General features: G+C 63.4%; 9 protein-coding genes. 5 read left to right on the top strand and 4 right to left on the bottom strand.

The features are described 5' to 3' along the window. Positions 1 to 196: 196 nt before the first annotated feature. From C8267_RS09960 to C8267_RS09970, 3 genes are read left to right on the top strand one after another with little or no spacing between them, the layout of a single operon-like run. Complete coding sequence (locus C8267_RS09960) at positions 197 to 1,477, top strand: efflux RND transporter periplasmic adaptor subunit (protein ID WP_106634510.1); 1,281 nt, start codon at positions 197 to 199, stop codon at positions 1,475 to 1,477. A gap of 18 nt (positions 1,478 to 1,495) precedes the next feature. Next, positions 1,496 to 4,591 (top strand): efflux RND transporter permease subunit, encoded by a 3,096-nt coding sequence (locus tag C8267_RS09965; protein WP_106634511.1) that lies wholly within the window; start codon positions 1,496 to 1,498, stop codon positions 4,589 to 4,591. Beyond that, positions 4,588 to 6,069 carry an efflux transporter outer membrane subunit gene (locus tag C8267_RS09970; protein WP_106634512.1) on the top strand — a complete coding sequence of 494 codons (1,482 nt, stop codon included), beginning with the start codon at positions 4,588 to 4,590 and terminating at the stop codon, positions 6,067 to 6,069. The genes C8267_RS09965 and C8267_RS09970 overlap by 4 nt, the downstream gene beginning before the upstream one ends. A gap of 546 nt (positions 6,070 to 6,615) precedes the next feature. Here C8267_RS09970 and nfo read toward each other — a convergent pair. Next, a complete protein-coding gene (gene nfo / locus C8267_RS09975) occupies positions 6,616 to 7,464 on the bottom strand; it encodes a deoxyribonuclease IV (RefSeq protein WP_087362063.1) in 849 nt (282 codons plus the stop codon). Positions 7,465 to 7,571: 107 nt separating this feature from the next. On the opposite strand from nfo, the gene C8267_RS09980 reads away from it, so the two are divergent. Further along, positions 7,572 to 8,741, top strand: coding sequence for a DUF3078 domain-containing protein (locus C8267_RS09980; RefSeq protein ID WP_106634513.1), 1,170 nt, complete (start codon positions 7,572 to 7,574; stop codon positions 8,739 to 8,741). 92 nt (positions 8,742 to 8,833) lie between these two features. Beyond that, positions 8,834 to 10,552, top strand: coding sequence for a S41 family peptidase (locus C8267_RS09985; RefSeq protein WP_106634514.1), 1,719 nt, complete (start codon positions 8,834 to 8,836; stop codon positions 10,550 to 10,552). Between the two features lie 224 nt (positions 10,553 to 10,776). On the opposite strand, the gene deoC is transcribed toward C8267_RS09985, so the two are convergent. The 3 genes from deoC to pnp all read right to left on the bottom strand — a co-directional run bounded on the left by deoC (position 10,777) and on the right by pnp (position 16,586). Further along, on the bottom strand, positions 10,777 to 11,655 hold the full coding sequence (deoC, locus tag C8267_RS09990) for a deoxyribose-phosphate aldolase (RefSeq protein WP_087362060.1): 879 nt from the start codon (positions 11,653 to 11,655) through the stop codon (positions 10,777 to 10,779). A 741-nt stretch (positions 11,656 to 12,396) separates the two neighbouring features. Continuing rightward, positions 12,397 to 14,139, bottom strand: a complete 1,743-nt coding sequence (locus C8267_RS09995) for a hypothetical protein (protein ID WP_087362059.1) — start codon at positions 14,137 to 14,139, stop codon at positions 12,397 to 12,399. A 224-nt stretch (positions 14,140 to 14,363) separates the two neighbouring features. Beyond that, a complete protein-coding gene (pnp, locus tag C8267_RS10000) occupies positions 14,364 to 16,586 on the bottom strand; it encodes a polyribonucleotide nucleotidyltransferase (RefSeq protein ID WP_087362058.1) in 2,223 nt (740 codons plus the stop codon). Between the last annotated feature and the right edge of the window lie 49 nt (positions 16,587 to 16,635).

Consider the following 16,635-nt stretch of genomic DNA (forward strand, 5'->3'; position numbering starts at 1 on the left):
GCCCGGCCGCCCGGTTGGTGCGCGGATGTGGAATTTTTCCACGGAGGTGTGGCGCGCTCCCCACCCTCGGGGTGTCGCCCGGATGCGGCCCAGAAGGCTGCCCGAGAGCGCCTTGCGGCGGATGCGGCCCGGCCGGCATGGATTTTGGACCTTAAGGAACACTTGTTTTTTTAGAAGAAACTGAAGTCTCATCTATATGAATCTCGAACGGATTTTCGAACGAATCAAGTCGGGTGTCGTACGCTGGACCCCCGATTTCGTAAAGCGGGCGTTTGCCCGGATTCCCCGCGTGCAGATACATCTGAGCCGCCGGCAGCAGATTGCGGGCGGCGTGCTCCTGCTGCTGGTGGCGGGCGGCCTGCTCTGGCTCTGGCTGCGGCCGCGCCCCGAAATCGTGGTGCTGCCCGTGGTGGAGGTCGAGCCCGTCACGACCCAGGATGTCAACATCTACGGCGAATACGTGGGTCGCATCCGCGCCCAGCAGTTCGTCGAAATCCGCGCCCGCGTCGAGGGCTACCTCGAAAAGATGCTCTTCGCCGAGGGTACCTACATCCAGAAGGGACAGACGCTCTTCGTCATCGACCCCCGCCTCTACCGCGCCCGCGCCAACAAGGCGGCCGCCCAGCTCAACAAGGCCCGCGCGCTGGAGACCAAGGCCAAGCGCGACCTGGACCGCATCCGCCCCCTCTACGAGCAGAATGCCGCCAGCCAGCTCGACCTGGACAATGCGGTGGCCACCTACGAGAGCGCCGCGGCCGACGTGGTGGTCTGCGAGGCCGACCTCACGCAGGCCGAGATGACGCTCGGCTACACCACCGTGCAGTCGCCCATCGCGGGCTACATCTCCGAACGCCACGTCGACATCGGTACGCTGGTCGGCCCCGGCGGACAGTCGCTGCTGGCCACCGTGGTCAAGAGCGACACCGTGCGCGTCGACTTCAGCATGACGGCCCTCGACTACCTGCGCAGCAAGGAGCGCAACGTCAACCTGGGCCAGAAGGATACCGCCCGCAAGTGGAACCCCTACATCACGGTGACGCTGGCCGACGGCTCGCAGTACCCCTACCGCGGTCTGGTCGACTTCGCCGACCCGCAGGTCGACCCCCAGACGGGTACCTTCTCCGTGCGCGCCGAGATGGCCAACCCCGACCACATCCTGCTGCCGGGCCAGTTCACCACCGTCAAGCTGCTGCTCGACGTGCGTGAGGACGCCGTGGTGGTCCCCACCAAGGCGGTGGTCATCGAGAAGGGCGGCGCCTACATCTTCGTGGTGCGCCCCGACAGCGTGGTCGAGAAGCGCTTCATCGAGACGGGCCCCGAAATCGGCAACAACATCGTCGTCGAGCGCGGTCTGGCCCCCCGCGAGGACATCGTCATCGAGGGCTATCACAAACTTTCGCACGGCATGCGCGTAGAGCCCGTGGCGGCCGGTTCGCGCACCGGAACGCGCGACGAGGAGGCGGAGCCGGAACAGTAAGAGGAGGAACACGAGCCTATGAAAAGCGACTTCTTTATCGACAGGCCCGTCTTCTCGACGGTGCTCTCCATCATCATCGTAATCGTCGGCTGCATCGGCCTTGCGCTGCTGCCCGTCGACCAGTACCCGCAGATTGTCCCGCCCGTGGTGAAGATTTCGGCCTCCTATCCGGGAGCCGACGCCCAGACCGTATCGCAGGCCGTGGCCACCCCCATCGAGCAGGAGCTCAACGGTACGCCCGGCATGATATACATGGAGTCGTCGAGCTCCAACTCGGGCGGCTTCTCGGTGACGGTGACCTTCGACATCTCGACCAACCCCGACCTGGCGGCCGTCGACATCCAGAACCGCATCAAGGAGGCCGAGTCGCGCCTGCCGGCCGAGGTGGTGCAGAACGGCATCTCGGTCGAGAAGCAGGCCTCGAGCAAGCTGATGACCATCACGCTGCTCTCGAACGACCCGAAATTCGACGAAATCTACCTCTCGAACTACGCGACGCTCAACGTGCTGGACATGCTGCGCCGCATCCCGGGCGTGGGCCGCGTGTCGAACGTCGGCAGCCGCTACTATGCCATGCAGATTTGGGTGCAGCCCGACCGTCTGGCCGCCCTCGGCATCACGGTCAAGGACCTGCAGAACGCCCTCAAGGACCAGAACCGCGAGTCGGCCGCCGGCGTGCTGGGTCAGGCCCCCATGTCGGGACTCGACGTGACGACCCCCATCACGGCGCAGGGACGCCTCTCGTCTGTGAGCCAGTTCGAGGACATCGTCGTGCGGGCCAACCCCGACGGCTCTATCATCCGCCTGCGCGACGTGGCGCGCATCTCGCTCGAGGCGCAGTCCTATTCGACCGAGAGCGGCATCAACAGCGACAACGCCGCCGTGCTGGACATCTACATGCTGCCGGGCGCCAACGCCATGGAGGTGGCCGAGTCGGTGCGCGCGGCGATGGATGAAATCAGCCGCAACTTCCCCGAAGGCATCTCCTACGAGATACCGTTCGACATGACCACCTACATCGCCGAGTCGATTCACCACGTCTACCGCACGCTCTTCGAGGCGCTGCTGCTGGTGATTCTGGTGGTCTTCCTCTCGCTGCAGAGCTGGCGCGCGACGCTCATCCCCATCGTGGCGGTCCCCATCTCGCTCATCGGTACCTTCGGCGTGATGCTCATCTTCGGCTTCTCGCTCAACATGCAGACGCTGCTGGGTCTGATTCTGGCCATCGGTATCGTCGTCGACGACGCGATTGTGGTGGTCGAGAACGTCGACCGCATCATGAACGAGGAGCACCTCTCGCCCTACGAGGCGACCAAGAAGGCGATGAGCGGCATCGGCGGCGCACTGGTGGCCATGTCGCTCGTGCTGTGCGCCGTCTTCGTCCCCGTGAGCTTCCTCTCGGGCATCACCGGACAGCTCTACCGCCAGTTCACCATCACGATTGCCGTTTCGGTCATCATCTCGACCGTCGTGGCGCTGACGCTCAGCCCCGTGATGTGTTCGCTCTTCCTGCGTCCCGAAGGCGAGGGCCGCAAGCCCCGCATCTTCCGCCTCATCAACCTTGGCCTGGCCCGCGGCAACAACCTCTACAGCCGGATGATTGGCCGCTCGCTGACCCGTTCGCGGCGGATGTTCGCCGCCTTCGGCATCGTGCTCGTCGGCATCTGGCTGATGAACCGGCTGGTGCCTCAGAGCTTCATGCCCCAGGAGGACCAGGGATACTTCACCGTCGAGCTGGAGCTGCCCGAGTCGGCAACCATCGAGCGTACGCGCGAGGTGACCGACCGTGCGATGAGCTACCTGATGAAGGACCCCGACGTGCGCTACGTGCTCAACGTCACCGGTTCGAGCCCCCGCGTGGGTACGAGCCAGGCGCGCAGCCAGCTGACGGTGATTCTCAAGGAGTGGAACGAGCGCGAGACGGAGGACGTGAGCGAGGTGATGGAGCGCGTGCGCGAGGAGTTTGAGCGCTACCCCGAATGCAAGGTCTACCTCTCGCGGCCGCCGGTGATTCCGGGTCTCGGCACCTCGGGCGGCTTCGAGATGGTGCTCGAGGCGCGCTCCGATGCCGGCTACGCCGACCTGCAGCGGGCCGTCGACACGCTGATGCACTACGCCGAGCGGCGCCCCGAACTGACGGGCCTCGCCTCGTCGATGCAGAACGACATCCCGCAGCTCTACTTCGACGTCGACCGCGACAAGGCGCAGATGCTCGGCGTGCCGATGTCGGACATCTTCTCGACGATGAAGGCCTTCACGGGCTCGATTTACGTCAACGACTTCAACATGTTCAACCGCATCTACCGCGTCTACATCCAGGCCGAGGCGCCCTACCGTGCGCAGCGCGACAACCTGAACCTCTTCTTCGTGCGGGCCTCGGGGGGTGAGATGGTGCCCGTCACGGCGCTCGGCACGACCCACTACACGACGGGTGCCGGCACCATCAAGCGCTTCAACATGTTCACCTCGGCGGTCATCACGGGCGAGGCGGCCCACGGCTACAGTTCGGGCCAGGCGATGGACGTGCTGCAGCGCATCGTGCGCGAGCATTTGCCGGCGAACATCGGCGTCGAGTGGAGCGGCCTCTCCTACCAGGAGAAGCACGAGGGCGGACAGACCGGCACGGTGCTGGCGCTGGCCTTCCTCTTCGTCTTCCTCTTCCTGGCGGCGCAGTACGAGAGCTGGTCGGTGCCCGTGGCGGTGATTCTCTCGCTGCCGGTGGCCGGTATCGGCGCCTACCTGGGCATCTGGCTCTGCGGGCTGGAGAACAACATCTACTTCCAGATTGGCCTGGTGATGCTCGTGGGTCTGGTGGCCAAGAACGCCATCCTGATTGTCGAGTTCGCCAAGGAGGAGGTCGAGAAGGGTCGCGACGTGGTCTCGGCGGCGCTCACCGCCGCGCGGCTGCGCTTCCGCCCCATTGTGATGACCTCGCTGGCCTTCATCCTGGGTCTGCTGCCGCTGGTCTTCGCCTCGGGTCCCGGTTCGGCAAGCCGTCAGGGCATCGGTACGGGTGTCTTCTTCGGCATGCTGGTGGCCATCTCGGTGGGCATCGTCTACGTACCCTTCTTCTTCGTCTGGATATACCGGTTAAAAGCCAAGCTGAAAAAATGAAACATCGTACGATACTTGCTCTGCTTCTGCTTCTGACGGCCCTCGCCGCCACCTCCTGCTCGGCGGTGCGCGAATGCCGGAGCCCCGAGCTGAACCTCCCCTCGACCCTTGCCGAGGGGGATGCCGACTCGCTCACGGTGGCCGACCTGGCCTGGTGGGAGTTCTACGGCGACCCGGCCCTGCGCCGCATCATCGAACGGACGCTCGAGAACAACAAGGACATGCTGGCCGCCGCGTCCCGTGTCGAGGAGTACCGCCAGCTCTACCGCGTGAAGAAGGCCGAGCGGCTGCCCTCGTTCAGTGCCCCGGTCTATGCCAACCGCGAGACGAACGACTACTACGGCAAGAACTTCATCAACGACCCCGAAATCGGCGTGAAGGCCTCGGTGAGCTGGGAGCTCGACATGTGGGGCAACCTGCGCTGGGCCAAGCGCAAGGGGGGTGCCGAATACATGGCCACGGTCGAGGACGAGCGTGCGATGCGCATGACGCTGGTGGCCGAGGTGGCCACGGCCTACTTCAATCTGGTGGCGCTCGACAACGAGCTGACCATCGTGCGGCAGACGCTCAAGACCCGCAGCGAGGGGGTCAAGCAGGCGCGGCTGCGCTTCGAGGGGGGGCTGACCTCCGAGACGGTCTTCCAGCAGGCGAAGGTGGAGTACGCCTCGACGGCGGCGCTCATCCCCGACCTGGAGCGGCGCATCGAAATCACAGAGAACAGCATCTCGCTGCTCATGGGCGAATACCCCGACTGGGAGGTGGTGCGCAGCGGCATGGATACCGAGGTGATGCTCTCCGACACGGTCCCCGTGGGGCTCCCCTCGGAGCTGCTCCAGCGGCGTCCCGACGTGCGTTCGTCGGAGCAGCGGCTGCGTGCGTCGATGGCGGCCGTGGGCGTGGCCTACGCCGACCGCTTCCCGCGGCTGATGCTGACCCTCACGGGCGGCGTTGAGGACGGATACTTCAACCACCTCTTCGAGGCGCCCTTCACCTACATGGCCGGGACGCTCTCGGCACCGCTCTTCGCCTTCGGGCGCAAGAAGGCGCGCTACCGCGCCGCCGTGGCGGCCTACGACCAGGCGCGGCTGGGCTACGAGCAGAAGGTGCTCGAGGTCTTCAAGGAGGTCAACGACGCCGTGGTGACCTACCGCAGCGTCCGCAGTTCGGCGACGCTGAAGGCCAACCTGCGCGATGCGGCCCGCAAGTATGTCGACCTGGCGCAGCTGCAGTACCGGGCCGGCAGCATCAACTACCTCGACGTGCTCGACGCCCAGCGGCGTTATTTCGACGCCCAGATTGGCGTGAGCAACGCCGTGCGCGACGAGCATCTGGCACTGGTGAATCTCTACAAGGCGCTCGGTGGCGGCTGGACCACTCCGGAGGAGCAGTCGGCCGGTGAGCCGGAGGGCGCGGCCGACGGGAAGAAGCCCTCGGAGACCCCCTCGGAGAAGAGCTCCGGGCGGCAGTCGGAGCGGTAGTGACGCGCTGCGGCGCAGGAGGAAAGAAGCGGGAGCTTCGGAACATTGTCCGAAGCTCCCGCTTCTTTTTGCAGCCTTGCTGCCGGTCCGGATGGTCGCGGCCGACGTCCGGGGCTCAGTGCAGCTCCGGGGATTGCTTGCTCCTCTGCTCCGGCACCTGCTCGCTTCTTTGCTATCGCCCGGCGACCGGTCCTCCCCGCTCCATTCCCGGGGCGGGGCGCTCTCTTCCCGGCCGGCACTCCTTCGAGGCCCTTTCGCTATCGGCCGGCCCGGTTCTTCTCCGCCCCTTTTCACGGGGCGGGGCGCTCTCTTCCCGGCCGGTACTCCTTCGAGGCCCTTTCGCTATCGGCCGGCCCGGTTCTTCTCCGCACCTTTTCACGGGGCGGGGTGCTCCCTTCCCGGCCGGCACTCCTTCGAGGCCCTTTTGTTGCCGTCCGATGCCCTTTTTTACTCCTTCCCGGGGCGCTCCCTTTCCGGCCTGCCGGTGCTCCTTCGGGCCTGCCGGTGCTCCTTCGGGCCTGCCGGTGCCCCTTCGGGCCCCCGTCGCTACCGCGCGGCGGCGAACTCCTTGAGCAGGGCAATCTCCTCGGGCCAGCGCTCCTCGTCGGGGGTCTCGAGGATGAGCGGAATGCCGTCGAAGCGGGCATCCGAGGCGATGTAGCGGAAGCAGGTGATGCCGAGCGTCCCCTCGCCCAGCGGCGAGTGGCGGTCGACGCGGCTCTCCAGCGGCTTCATCGCGTCGTTCAGATGCATCCCCTTCAGATAGCGGAACCCCACCACGCGCTCCAGTTCGGCGAAGGTGCGCTCACACGCCTCCTCCGTCCGCAGGTCGTACCCCGCGGCGAAGGCGTGGCAGGTGTCGATGCAGACCCCCACGCGCGACTTGTCCTCGACGCGGTCGATGATGTAGGCCAGATGCTCGAAGCGGTAGCCCAGGTTGGAACCCTGCCCCGCCGTGTTCTCGATGACGGCCGTCACGCCGTGCGTGCGGTCGAGCGCCATGTTGATGGACTCGGCAATCAGGTCGAGGCTCTGCTCCTCGGTCACCTTGCGCAGGTGGCTCCCGGGGTGGAAGTTCAGCCGGTCGAGCCCCAGCTGCTCGCAGCGGCGCATCTCGTCGAAGAAGGCCTCGCGCGACTTCTCGAGCCCCTCGCGCTCGGGATGGCCCAGATTGATGAGGTAGGAGTCGTGGGGCAGAATCTGCGCCGGGGTGTAGCCCAGTTCGGCGCAGGCAGCGCGGAACGAGGCTATTTCTGCCTCGGTGAGGGGCTTGGCCATCCACTGGCGCTGGTTTTTGGTGAAGAGTGCAAAGGCCGTGGCGCCGATGCGGTGCGCGTTGCGGGGGGCATTCTCCAGCCCGCCCGAGGCGCTGACGTGTGCTCCGATGTATTTCATGGTTGCGTTTTTGCGGTGTTTGGTTGACGATTAACAGCCGTAAAGTTAATGTATTTGCAAATAAATTCCTAAATTTGCAAGGTATTGTTTCAGTCAACTGCTTCATTATGAAATACATTGCTCCGTTGTTGCTGCTCGCGGCCCTCGGCCTGGCCCTTCCGGCCGCCGCCCAGATATCGATTGACGAGGTGAATGCCGAAGAGGAGGAGGTGACCTTCCGCGACGAGCTCAAGCCCACGTCGGTCGACCTGACCTACTTCAACCGGGCACGCTACCGCGCCGAGCGGGCCGCCATCCGCAAGGAGCGCAACTACCTCGAAATAGGCTCGAGCCTCCAGGGTACGCTCTCCTCCTACAACGACCCGTGGATTGCCGTCTCGGGCGGTGACAACTCCATCGCGCTGATGGCGTCGCTCTACCTGCGCCACACCTTCACGAAGAACCTCTTCTCCATCACGACGACCGTCGACGCCATGTTCGGCTACAACCGGATGAAGGTCGAGACGACCGACGCCGAGGGCAATACGACCAGCAACGGCGTCTGGTACAAGAACCAGGACGAGTTCGCCATCTCGGTGGCCCCCTCGTTCAAGATGTCGAAGAACTGGTCCTACGGTTCGATTTTCAAGTTCCGCAGCCAGTTCGCCAACGGCTACATCTCGCGTACGCAGCAGACGTCGGATTATCGCAAGAGCACCTTCATGGCGCCGGGCTATCTTGACATCTCGTTCGGTATCACTTACAAGAGTCCTCAGCCTAAGTTCCCGATTTCGATTAACATCTCGCCTTTTGCCCTAAGTGCCGTCTTCGTAGAGAGCGCTATTGTGCGCCATAACAAGTGGGACGATAAGGAGGGCTGGGAGGCCTACGGTCTGGCTGACCCCGACCGCACGTCGAAGTACGAGGGCGGCTCCTCCATCCAGCTCGATTTCGACCGCTCGTTCGGCAAGAACGGCTTCCTGCGCTACCGCACGACGCTCTTCTCCTTCTACGGTTGGATATCCGACATCGGCGTGAAGAACAAAATCAGCGACTACTCGTCGTGGAAGAGGGCCTACGACGCCTGGAACGGCATGGAGAACAAGGACCCCAAGCAGAAACCCGTGCTGCCCATCCATCCGACGGTGCGCTGGGAAAATACGATTGAAATCAAGGCAACAAAATTCATCGCCACAACGTTGACATTCCAGCTCTACTACAACCGGGCGCAGAACGTCGACGTGCAGACGCAGACGCTGCTGAGTGTCGGTCTGAGCTATACGTTCAAGAACAAGTAACCAGTAATACCAAAACCGCAGTTCCGGCCCCGAGGGCCGGAGTCCGCTCCCGACGGTGCGACCGTGCGGGGGCGGCTTTGCATCTGAGAACTATGTACAAGAATTCGAAACGCACCGTGATTTTCCCGCTGCTGCTGGCCGCGGGGGTGGTGCTCGGGCTGCTCATGGGTCAGTTCATGGGGCGCAACAGCGTCGAAGCCCGCATCAAGGGGGTGCTGAGCCACATGGCCTTCCCCAACAACAAGCTCACCTATACGCTCTCGCTCATCGAGAACCAGTACGTCGACTCCATCTCGATGGATTCGCTTGCCGAGCATGTCATCCCGCTGCTCGTGCGCGAACTGGACCCCCATTCGGTCTACATCCCCGCCTCGGAGATGCAGGCGCTCAACGAGCCCCTCGAGGGTGAGTTCGACGGCATCGGCGTGGTCTTCAACATGGCCACCGATACGGTCATCGTGCTCAACGTCATCCCCCACGGTCCGAGCGACAAGGCGGGGGTGCGGGCCGGGGACCGCATCCTCGAAATCGGCGACTCGCTCGTGGCCGGACGCGGCATTCCGCAGCAGAAGGTGGTCAAGATGCTGCGCGGTCCGCGCGGCACGAAGGTCCGTCTGGGGCTGGGCCGGCAGGGGATTCCCGACCTGGTTCCGGTCGAGGTGGTGCGTGACGTGATACCCATCCGAAGCGTCGAGTCGGCCTTCCGCATCGCCGACGGCATCGGCTACATCCGCCTGGGGCAGTTCGCCCGGACGACCCACGAGGAGCTGGCGCGGGCGCTCGACACGCTGCGCGGCGAGGGGGTCCGCAAGCTGATTTTCGACCTGCGCGGCAATTCGGGCGGCTTCCTCGACCAAGCGATTCTGGTGGCCAACGAGTTTCTCCACAAGGGGCAGCTGATTGTCTACACGGAGGACCGCCACCACGAGCAGCTGCGCCAGTATGCCGACGGCACGGGGCGCGCCCAGGATATGGAAGTGGCGCTGCTCATCGACGAGGGGAGCGCCTCGTCGAGCGAGATTCTGGCTGGCGCGCTGCAGGACAACGACCGGGCCACCATCCTCGGCCGCCGCTCCTTCGGCAAGGGGCTCGTCCAGCGGCAGATACCCTACAGCGACGGCTCGGCGCTGCGGCTCACCACGGCCCGCTACTACACGCCGACGGGCCGCTCCATCCAGAAGCCCTACACCATCGGCGACGGCGAGGATTACGAGGCCGACCTGTGGCACCGCTACGAGAACAACGAGTTCTTCACGGCCGACAGCATCCACTTCGCCGACTCGCTCAAGCGCATCACGCCGGGCGGCAAGGTGGTCTACGGCGGGGGCGGCATCATGCCCGACATCTTCATCCCGGCCGATACGACCGACGTGACCCCCTACTACGTCGAGGTGGCCGGGCGCAACATCCTCTACCGCTATACGATTGAGTATGCCGACCGCCACCGCGACGCGCTTAACGCCGTGCGGAGCGTCGACGGGCTCAAGGCGCTGCTCGACTCGGACCGCAACCTGGTCGAGGATTTCGTCCGCTACGCCGCCCGCAAGGGGGTTGCCCCGCGGCGCGGCGACATCGCCCGCTCGCGAAGGCTCATCGAGGCGCAGCTACGTGCCTACATCGGCCGCAATACGGCGCTCGAGGATGACGGCTTCTATGCCAACATCTATCCGGTCGACAACGTGATTACGGCGGCCATCAAGGTGCTCCGCGATTCGACGCAGCAGACGGCGGCAGCTTCTGCTGCTGCCCCGACGGCTGTTCCGACGACATCGGAGGGCTCGGCCGAATCGGCTGCTGCCTCGGGCAGGTAGTGAGCTGCACGGCCGTTTCGGGCAAACGGTAAGCCTTAGCCGCGGCCGGGACGGTGCGGCTCCGAAATATGGCGCGGCTCCGGAACGCGTTGCGGATGCGTAAAGGCGGCGCAGATACAAAAAAAGAGCGGCGGCATCGCTCCCTTGAAGGGAAGGATGCCGCCGCTTCTTTTTATCGCCTTATCGTCGGGTTCCGGCGGGGCCGTGAACCTTGCAGCGCCGGTTTAGAAGAACTTCACCTGCTTGCCCTCGATGGCCGTGAGCAGGTTGTTGGCGGCCGAAGAGGCTCCGATGCGGAAGAGCTCGGTCGTGAGCCACTCCTTGCCCAGAATCTCCTCGACAATCGTGTAGTAGAGCACCGCCTCCTCGGGGGTGCGGACACCGCCGGCAGCCTTGAAGCCCACCTTGCGGCCCGTGCGGGCGTAGTAGTCGCGAATCGCCTCGCACATCACCACGGCAGCCTCGGGCGTGGCTGCCACGTCAATCTTGCCCGTCGAGGTCTTCACGAAGTCGGCACCGGCGAACATCGAGAGCAGCGAGGCCTTGCGAATCAGCTCCGGCGTCTTGAGCGCCCCCGACTCGATGATGACCTTCAGCACGATGTCATCGTCCATCTCCTTGCGGATGACCTCCACCTCGTTGGCAGCCTCGTCGTATTCGCCCGTGAGCATGTGGCCCACGTTGAGCACGATGTCTATCTCGTCGGCGCCGTTCTCGATGGCCATGGCCACCTCGAGTGCCTTTACCTCCAGATAGGTCTGCGAGGCGGGGAATCCGCCGGCCACGCTGGTGATGCGCATCGGCGTGCCGTCAACGGCCACCCCGACCGTCTCGACGAACGAGGGGTAGATGCAGATGGAGGCGACGTTGGGGATGTGGGGGAATGCCTTGTAGAACTCCACGGCCTTGCGGGCAAGCTCCGTCACGGAGGTCACCGAGTCGTTGCACGAGAGGGTGGTGAGGTCGATGGCCGAGTAGCAGAACTTGTAGACGTCGGTCGTGGCGTTGCGGGCTGCGAGGCCCTTGATGCGGGCGACCTCTTCGGCAACCTGAGCCTCGCTCGGTGCCGGGGCATATTCGTTGAGGTGATTGGCGTATTCCATAGGTACAGTCGCTAATTTTTACAAAAATAGGAAAATAAATCGAGACGTCGGGCACAATGCGGGTGAATATTTTCGTCCGCGGCGCTCTTTTCCCTCATTGGACCCGGAAGCGGTCCGGAGGGGTTGTTGCGAGCGTGTCGGTTGGGGTGTCTTGGATTGGACGAGTCGACCCGAATGGGTTGGCTCGGAGGGGTTGTTGTGAGCGTGTCTGTTTGGATGCCTTGGAGCGGACGAGTCGACCCGAATGGGTTGGTCCGGACGGGTTGTCGCGAGCGTGTCGGTTGGGATGCCTTGGGCCGTCCGAGCCGACCCGAATGGGTTGGTCCGTGCACGGTTTGGATTCGTTCATTTTGGTTCGAGACGGCCGTTCCCGGCCTGCTTTTCCCCTGCGCTTCGGGCCGCTGCCTTCCGTGCTTTGTTCCGCTGTCTCCTATGCCTCGCCCGCACCTCCTTGCACCCGGGCGTTGCCTTCCTGTGCTTCGGACTGCTGCCTTCCGTGCTTTGTTTCGCTGTCTCCTATGCCTCGCCCGCACCTCCTTGTACCCGGGCGTTGCCTCCTGTAGCCCACGGCCCGCTTCTCTCAGTCCACGGCCCCGCTCTTTCCTGTTCTTCGGCCCGCTCTTTCCTGCCCTTCGGCCCGCTTCCTCTTGCTCTTCTCACTCTGCCCGCGCTCCTCCCCGTGCAAAAGAAAACCCCCGAAGGCCTGGCCTTCGGGGGTTTCCGGTTATTGTCGGTCGCGAATTACTTCGCAAGAGCCTTCAGGTTGACATCCTTGGCTGCCTTGTCGGCCAGCTTCGGGTTCTTCGAGATGGCGCTCTTGAGCTGTGCCTCGGCTGCGGTGAGGTCACCCTCCTTGACAGCGATGACGGCACGCAGGTAGTCTGCCTCGGCCGAGTTGTCCTTGGCAATCGACTTCTTGGCACCTGCCAGGTCGTTGTTCATCACCTGAGCGATGGCAGCGTTGTAGCCCTCAAGACCGTTGGCAGCGCTCTTGTAGTCGCCCTGAGCGGCGGCCAGAGCAGCCTTCGACTGTGCGTCGGCAGCCTGAGCGTACTTCTTGGCCTCGGCCGTGTTGCCGTTCGACAGGTTGGCCAGCACGAGGTTCTTGTTCAGCTCGGGAGTGGTGTTGCCCAGCTCGGCAGCCTTCTCGAACGACTTCAGAGCGGCAGCCTTCTCACCGGCTTTCTCCTGAGCGATACCCAGGTTGTTGTAGGCGCGGGCGTCGTTGTAGGTCTTGGCGGTGTACTCCAGAACGGCAATCTGTACGTTTACATCGTCGGTCAGCGACTCGGCGGCGTAGAGCAACTCCTCGTTGGTGAGCTGGTCGTACTGCTTGTTGTTGACGAAGGCCATAATCTCGGCATCGGTCTTGCCCTGGATGTCCGACGTGTTGATAATCTGCGAGCGGCGCAGCTCGGGCAGAACCTCGGTCTTCAGCTCGTTGAATACCGACGAGAGGTTCTTAATCTGAGCCTCACGCTCGGCGGGCGAGTTGTACATCTTCAGCACCTGGAGAATGAGGTCCTTGTCCTTGATGTCCGACTTCTCGACCAGCTCCTTGAAGCCGTCCCAGTCCTCACCGTAGGCAGCGGCGTCCACATCCAGACCCGAGTCCTTCAGCAGCTTGGCCACAACCTTCTTACCCGACTCGCTGCGGGCCTGCGAGAGCTTGTCGTTGAACTTCACCGGACCATCGGGCGAAGCATAACCCTTGACGGCGATGCTCTGCGAGATGCGGTCGTTGCCCAGCTGCTCGTCCACGTTGGCCTTGAATGCCTCCAGGTCGGCCTTCTCCTCGTTCTTCTTCGTTACCTTCGACGAGTTGATGGCGTAGAGCAGGTCGGTCTTGTCGACAACGGTGGTCACCTTCTTGTAGTTGTTGGCCATCGGAGCCATCAGGTCCGAGTACTTGAGGTCCTGCTGCAGGGTGTTGACACCGTAGGCAACCGTCAGACCGAACTCCTTGGCAAGAGCGGCCTTGGCAGCCTCGTCGTCACCGGCCAGCACGGCAGCCTGCTCCTTGGTGGGCAGCGCGCCGTTGTTCAGGTTCACGAGCGTGAACTCCTTGCACTTGCCCTTCGGGCACTTAATCTCGGCACGCAGCTGGAGCATGCTCTGGGCCATGCGTGTGTCGTAGGGGAACTCCACGTGCAGCGTGTAGTTGCCGCCGTTGTTCTTGTCAACGACCGTGTAGTTGTCGTCAACCTTCGAACCCTGGAAGTATTTGGTCGTACCGGCAACCTCGCCGCCCTCGAATACGAGTACGGGCGTTACCTTCAGCACGGCTTTGGCGTTGAAGTACTCTACGGGGAAAGTAACCGTGACGTCGGCGGCAACGACGCCGTTGTTGAGGGCCAGAATCTCGGGTGCGCAGGTCACGTTGACCTCGTCCTGATGCTTGGCCATCTTCTTGAAGCAGTTACAGCTCGAGAACGCCAGCGAGGCGGCTACGAGCACAACGCTCAACTTAAAAAGATTTTTCATAGCGAACTAAAGATTAATGTTTAATGTTTTTTCGTCCTTGCTTGCCGGTCGTTTCCGGCCGGAGGATGAACCGTTTGGCTCTTCTTCGTCCGGGAACAACGCAAATATAGAAAACTCCCGCTAAATGTGCAACATTTCGAAGAAATTTTCACCGAATGCCGCTACGCCCTGCCGGGCCTCCGGAGAGGCCCCGCAGAGTGTTCTGCGGGGGTCGGGGCTCAATCTTACTTCTCCTCGGGACGGCGCTCGCGGTGGCCGCGGCGCTCGCCGCGCTCCTCGCGCGGGCGGCGTTCACGCTCGACCCAGCCCTCGGGCTTGGGAAGCAGCGCCTTGCGCGAGAGCTTCAGCTTGCCCGTCTTGGGGTCGACGCCGATGAGCTTCACGTCGATTTCGTCGCCCTCCTTCAGGCCCGTCTCCTCCATCGTCTCGAAGCGCTTGTAGTCGATTTCCGAGATGTGGAGCAGCGCATCCTTGCCCGGCATAATCTCGACGAAGGCGCCGAAGGCGACAATCGAGCGAATCTTGCCGTGGTAGGTCTCGCCCACCTCCGGAACGGCCACGATGGCCTTGATGCGGGACAGAGCGCCGTCGAGCGCGGCCTTGTCCTGGCCGAAGATGTCGACAATGCCCTTGTTCTCGACCTCGGTGATGGTGATGGTCGTGCCGGTGGTCTTCTGGATGTCCTGGATGACCTTGCCGCCGGGGCCGATAACGGCACCAATCATATCCTGCGGGATGGTAATCTGGACGATGCGCGGTACGAAGGGACGGTACTCGGCGCGCGGCTCGGCGATGCACTCCGTCAGCTTGTCGAGGATGTACATGCGGCCTACGCGGGCCTGCTCGAGCGCCTTGGCCAGCACCTCGTACGAGAGGCCGTCGACCTTGATATCCATCTGCGTGGCGGTGATGCCGTCGCGCGTACCCGTTACCTTGAAGTCCATGTCGCCCAGGTGGTCCTCATCGCCCAGGATGTCCGACAGCACGGCCCAGCGGCCCGTTGCCGAGTCGGAAATCAGACCCATGGCAATGCCCGAAACCGGCTTCTTGAGCTTCACGCCGGCATCCATCAGCGCCAGCGTGCCGGCGCAGACCGTAGCCATCGACGACGAGCCGTTCGACTCGAGGATGTCCGATACGACGCGCACGGCGTAGGGGTTCTCGTCGCCGACGGGAACCATCGGCTTCAGGGCGCGCCATGCCAGGTGGCCGTGGCCGATTTCGCGGCGGCTCAGACCGCGTGCTGCCTTCGCCTCACCCGTCGAGAAGGGCGGGAAGTTGTAGTGGAGCACGAACTGCTCGGTACCCTGTACGAGCACCTCGTCCTTGACCTTCTCGTCGAGCTTCGTGCCGAGCGTCACCGATGCGAGCGCCTGCGTCTCGCCGCGGGTGAAGATGGCCGAGCCGTGGGCGGCGGGCAGGTAGCCCACCTCGCACCAGATGGGGCGGATTTCGTCCGTACGGCGGCCGTCGAGACGCTTGCCCTCGTCGAGAATCATGTTGCGCATGGCCTTCTTCTGGACGTCGTCGTGGAAGTACTTGTGGATGAGGGGGGCCTTCTCGACGAGCTCCTCCTCCGTATAGCGCGATGCGAACTCGGCCTCCAGGGCGTTGAAGGCATCCTCGCGCTCGTGCTTCATCGTGCCGCTGGTGGCGATGGCGTAGGCCTTGTCGTAGAGCTCGCGGATGATGGTCTGGCGCAGCTCCTCGTCGTTGACCTCGTGGCAGTAGGTGCGCTTGACATCCTTGCCCAGCTCCTTCGAGAGCTCAATCTGTACGGCGCAGTGCTTCTTGATCTCCTCGTGCGCGAACTTGATGGCGCCGAGCATCACCTCCTCGGAGACCTCCTTCATCTCACCCTCGACCATGAGGATGTTGTCAATCGTACCGCCGACCATGATGTCGAGGTCGGCCTCGGGCATCTGCGAGAAGGTGGGGTTGATGACGTACTGGCCGCCGATGCGGGCCACGCGCACCTCCGAGATGGGGCCGCCGAAGGGGATGTCCGATACGGCGAGGGCGGCCGAAGCGGCCAGACCTGCCAGTGCGTCGGGCTGAATATCCTTGTCTGCCGAGATGAGGTTGACCGTCACGTATACCTCGGCGTGGAAATCCGCGGGGAAGAGCGGGCGCAGGGCGCGGTCAATCAGACGTGCAACGAGAATCTCGCTGTCGTTGGCCTTGCCTTCGCGCTTCATGAAGCCTCCGGGGTAGCGGCCCGCGGCGGCATATTTCTCCTTGTACTCCACCTGAAGCGGCATGAAGTCGGTGTCGGGTTTTGCATCCTTGGCGGCAACGACCGTGGCCAGGAGCATCGTGTCTCCCTGCTTCACCACGACGGAGCCGTCGGCCTGTTTGGCCAGTTTGCCCGTTTCAATCTCAATCTGGCGACCGTCGGCCAGCGTGATGATTTTGCGGACTGCGTTGTACAGCTTCTTTTCTTCCATAAAAATATCCTAAATGTGTTCGAATTGTCCTAAGCAAATGAAGGCAATC

The organism is Alistipes sp. Marseille-P5061, assembly GCF_900290115.1.
Lineage (GTDB): Bacteria > Bacteroidota > Bacteroidia > Bacteroidales > Rikenellaceae > Alistipes > Alistipes excrementigallinarum.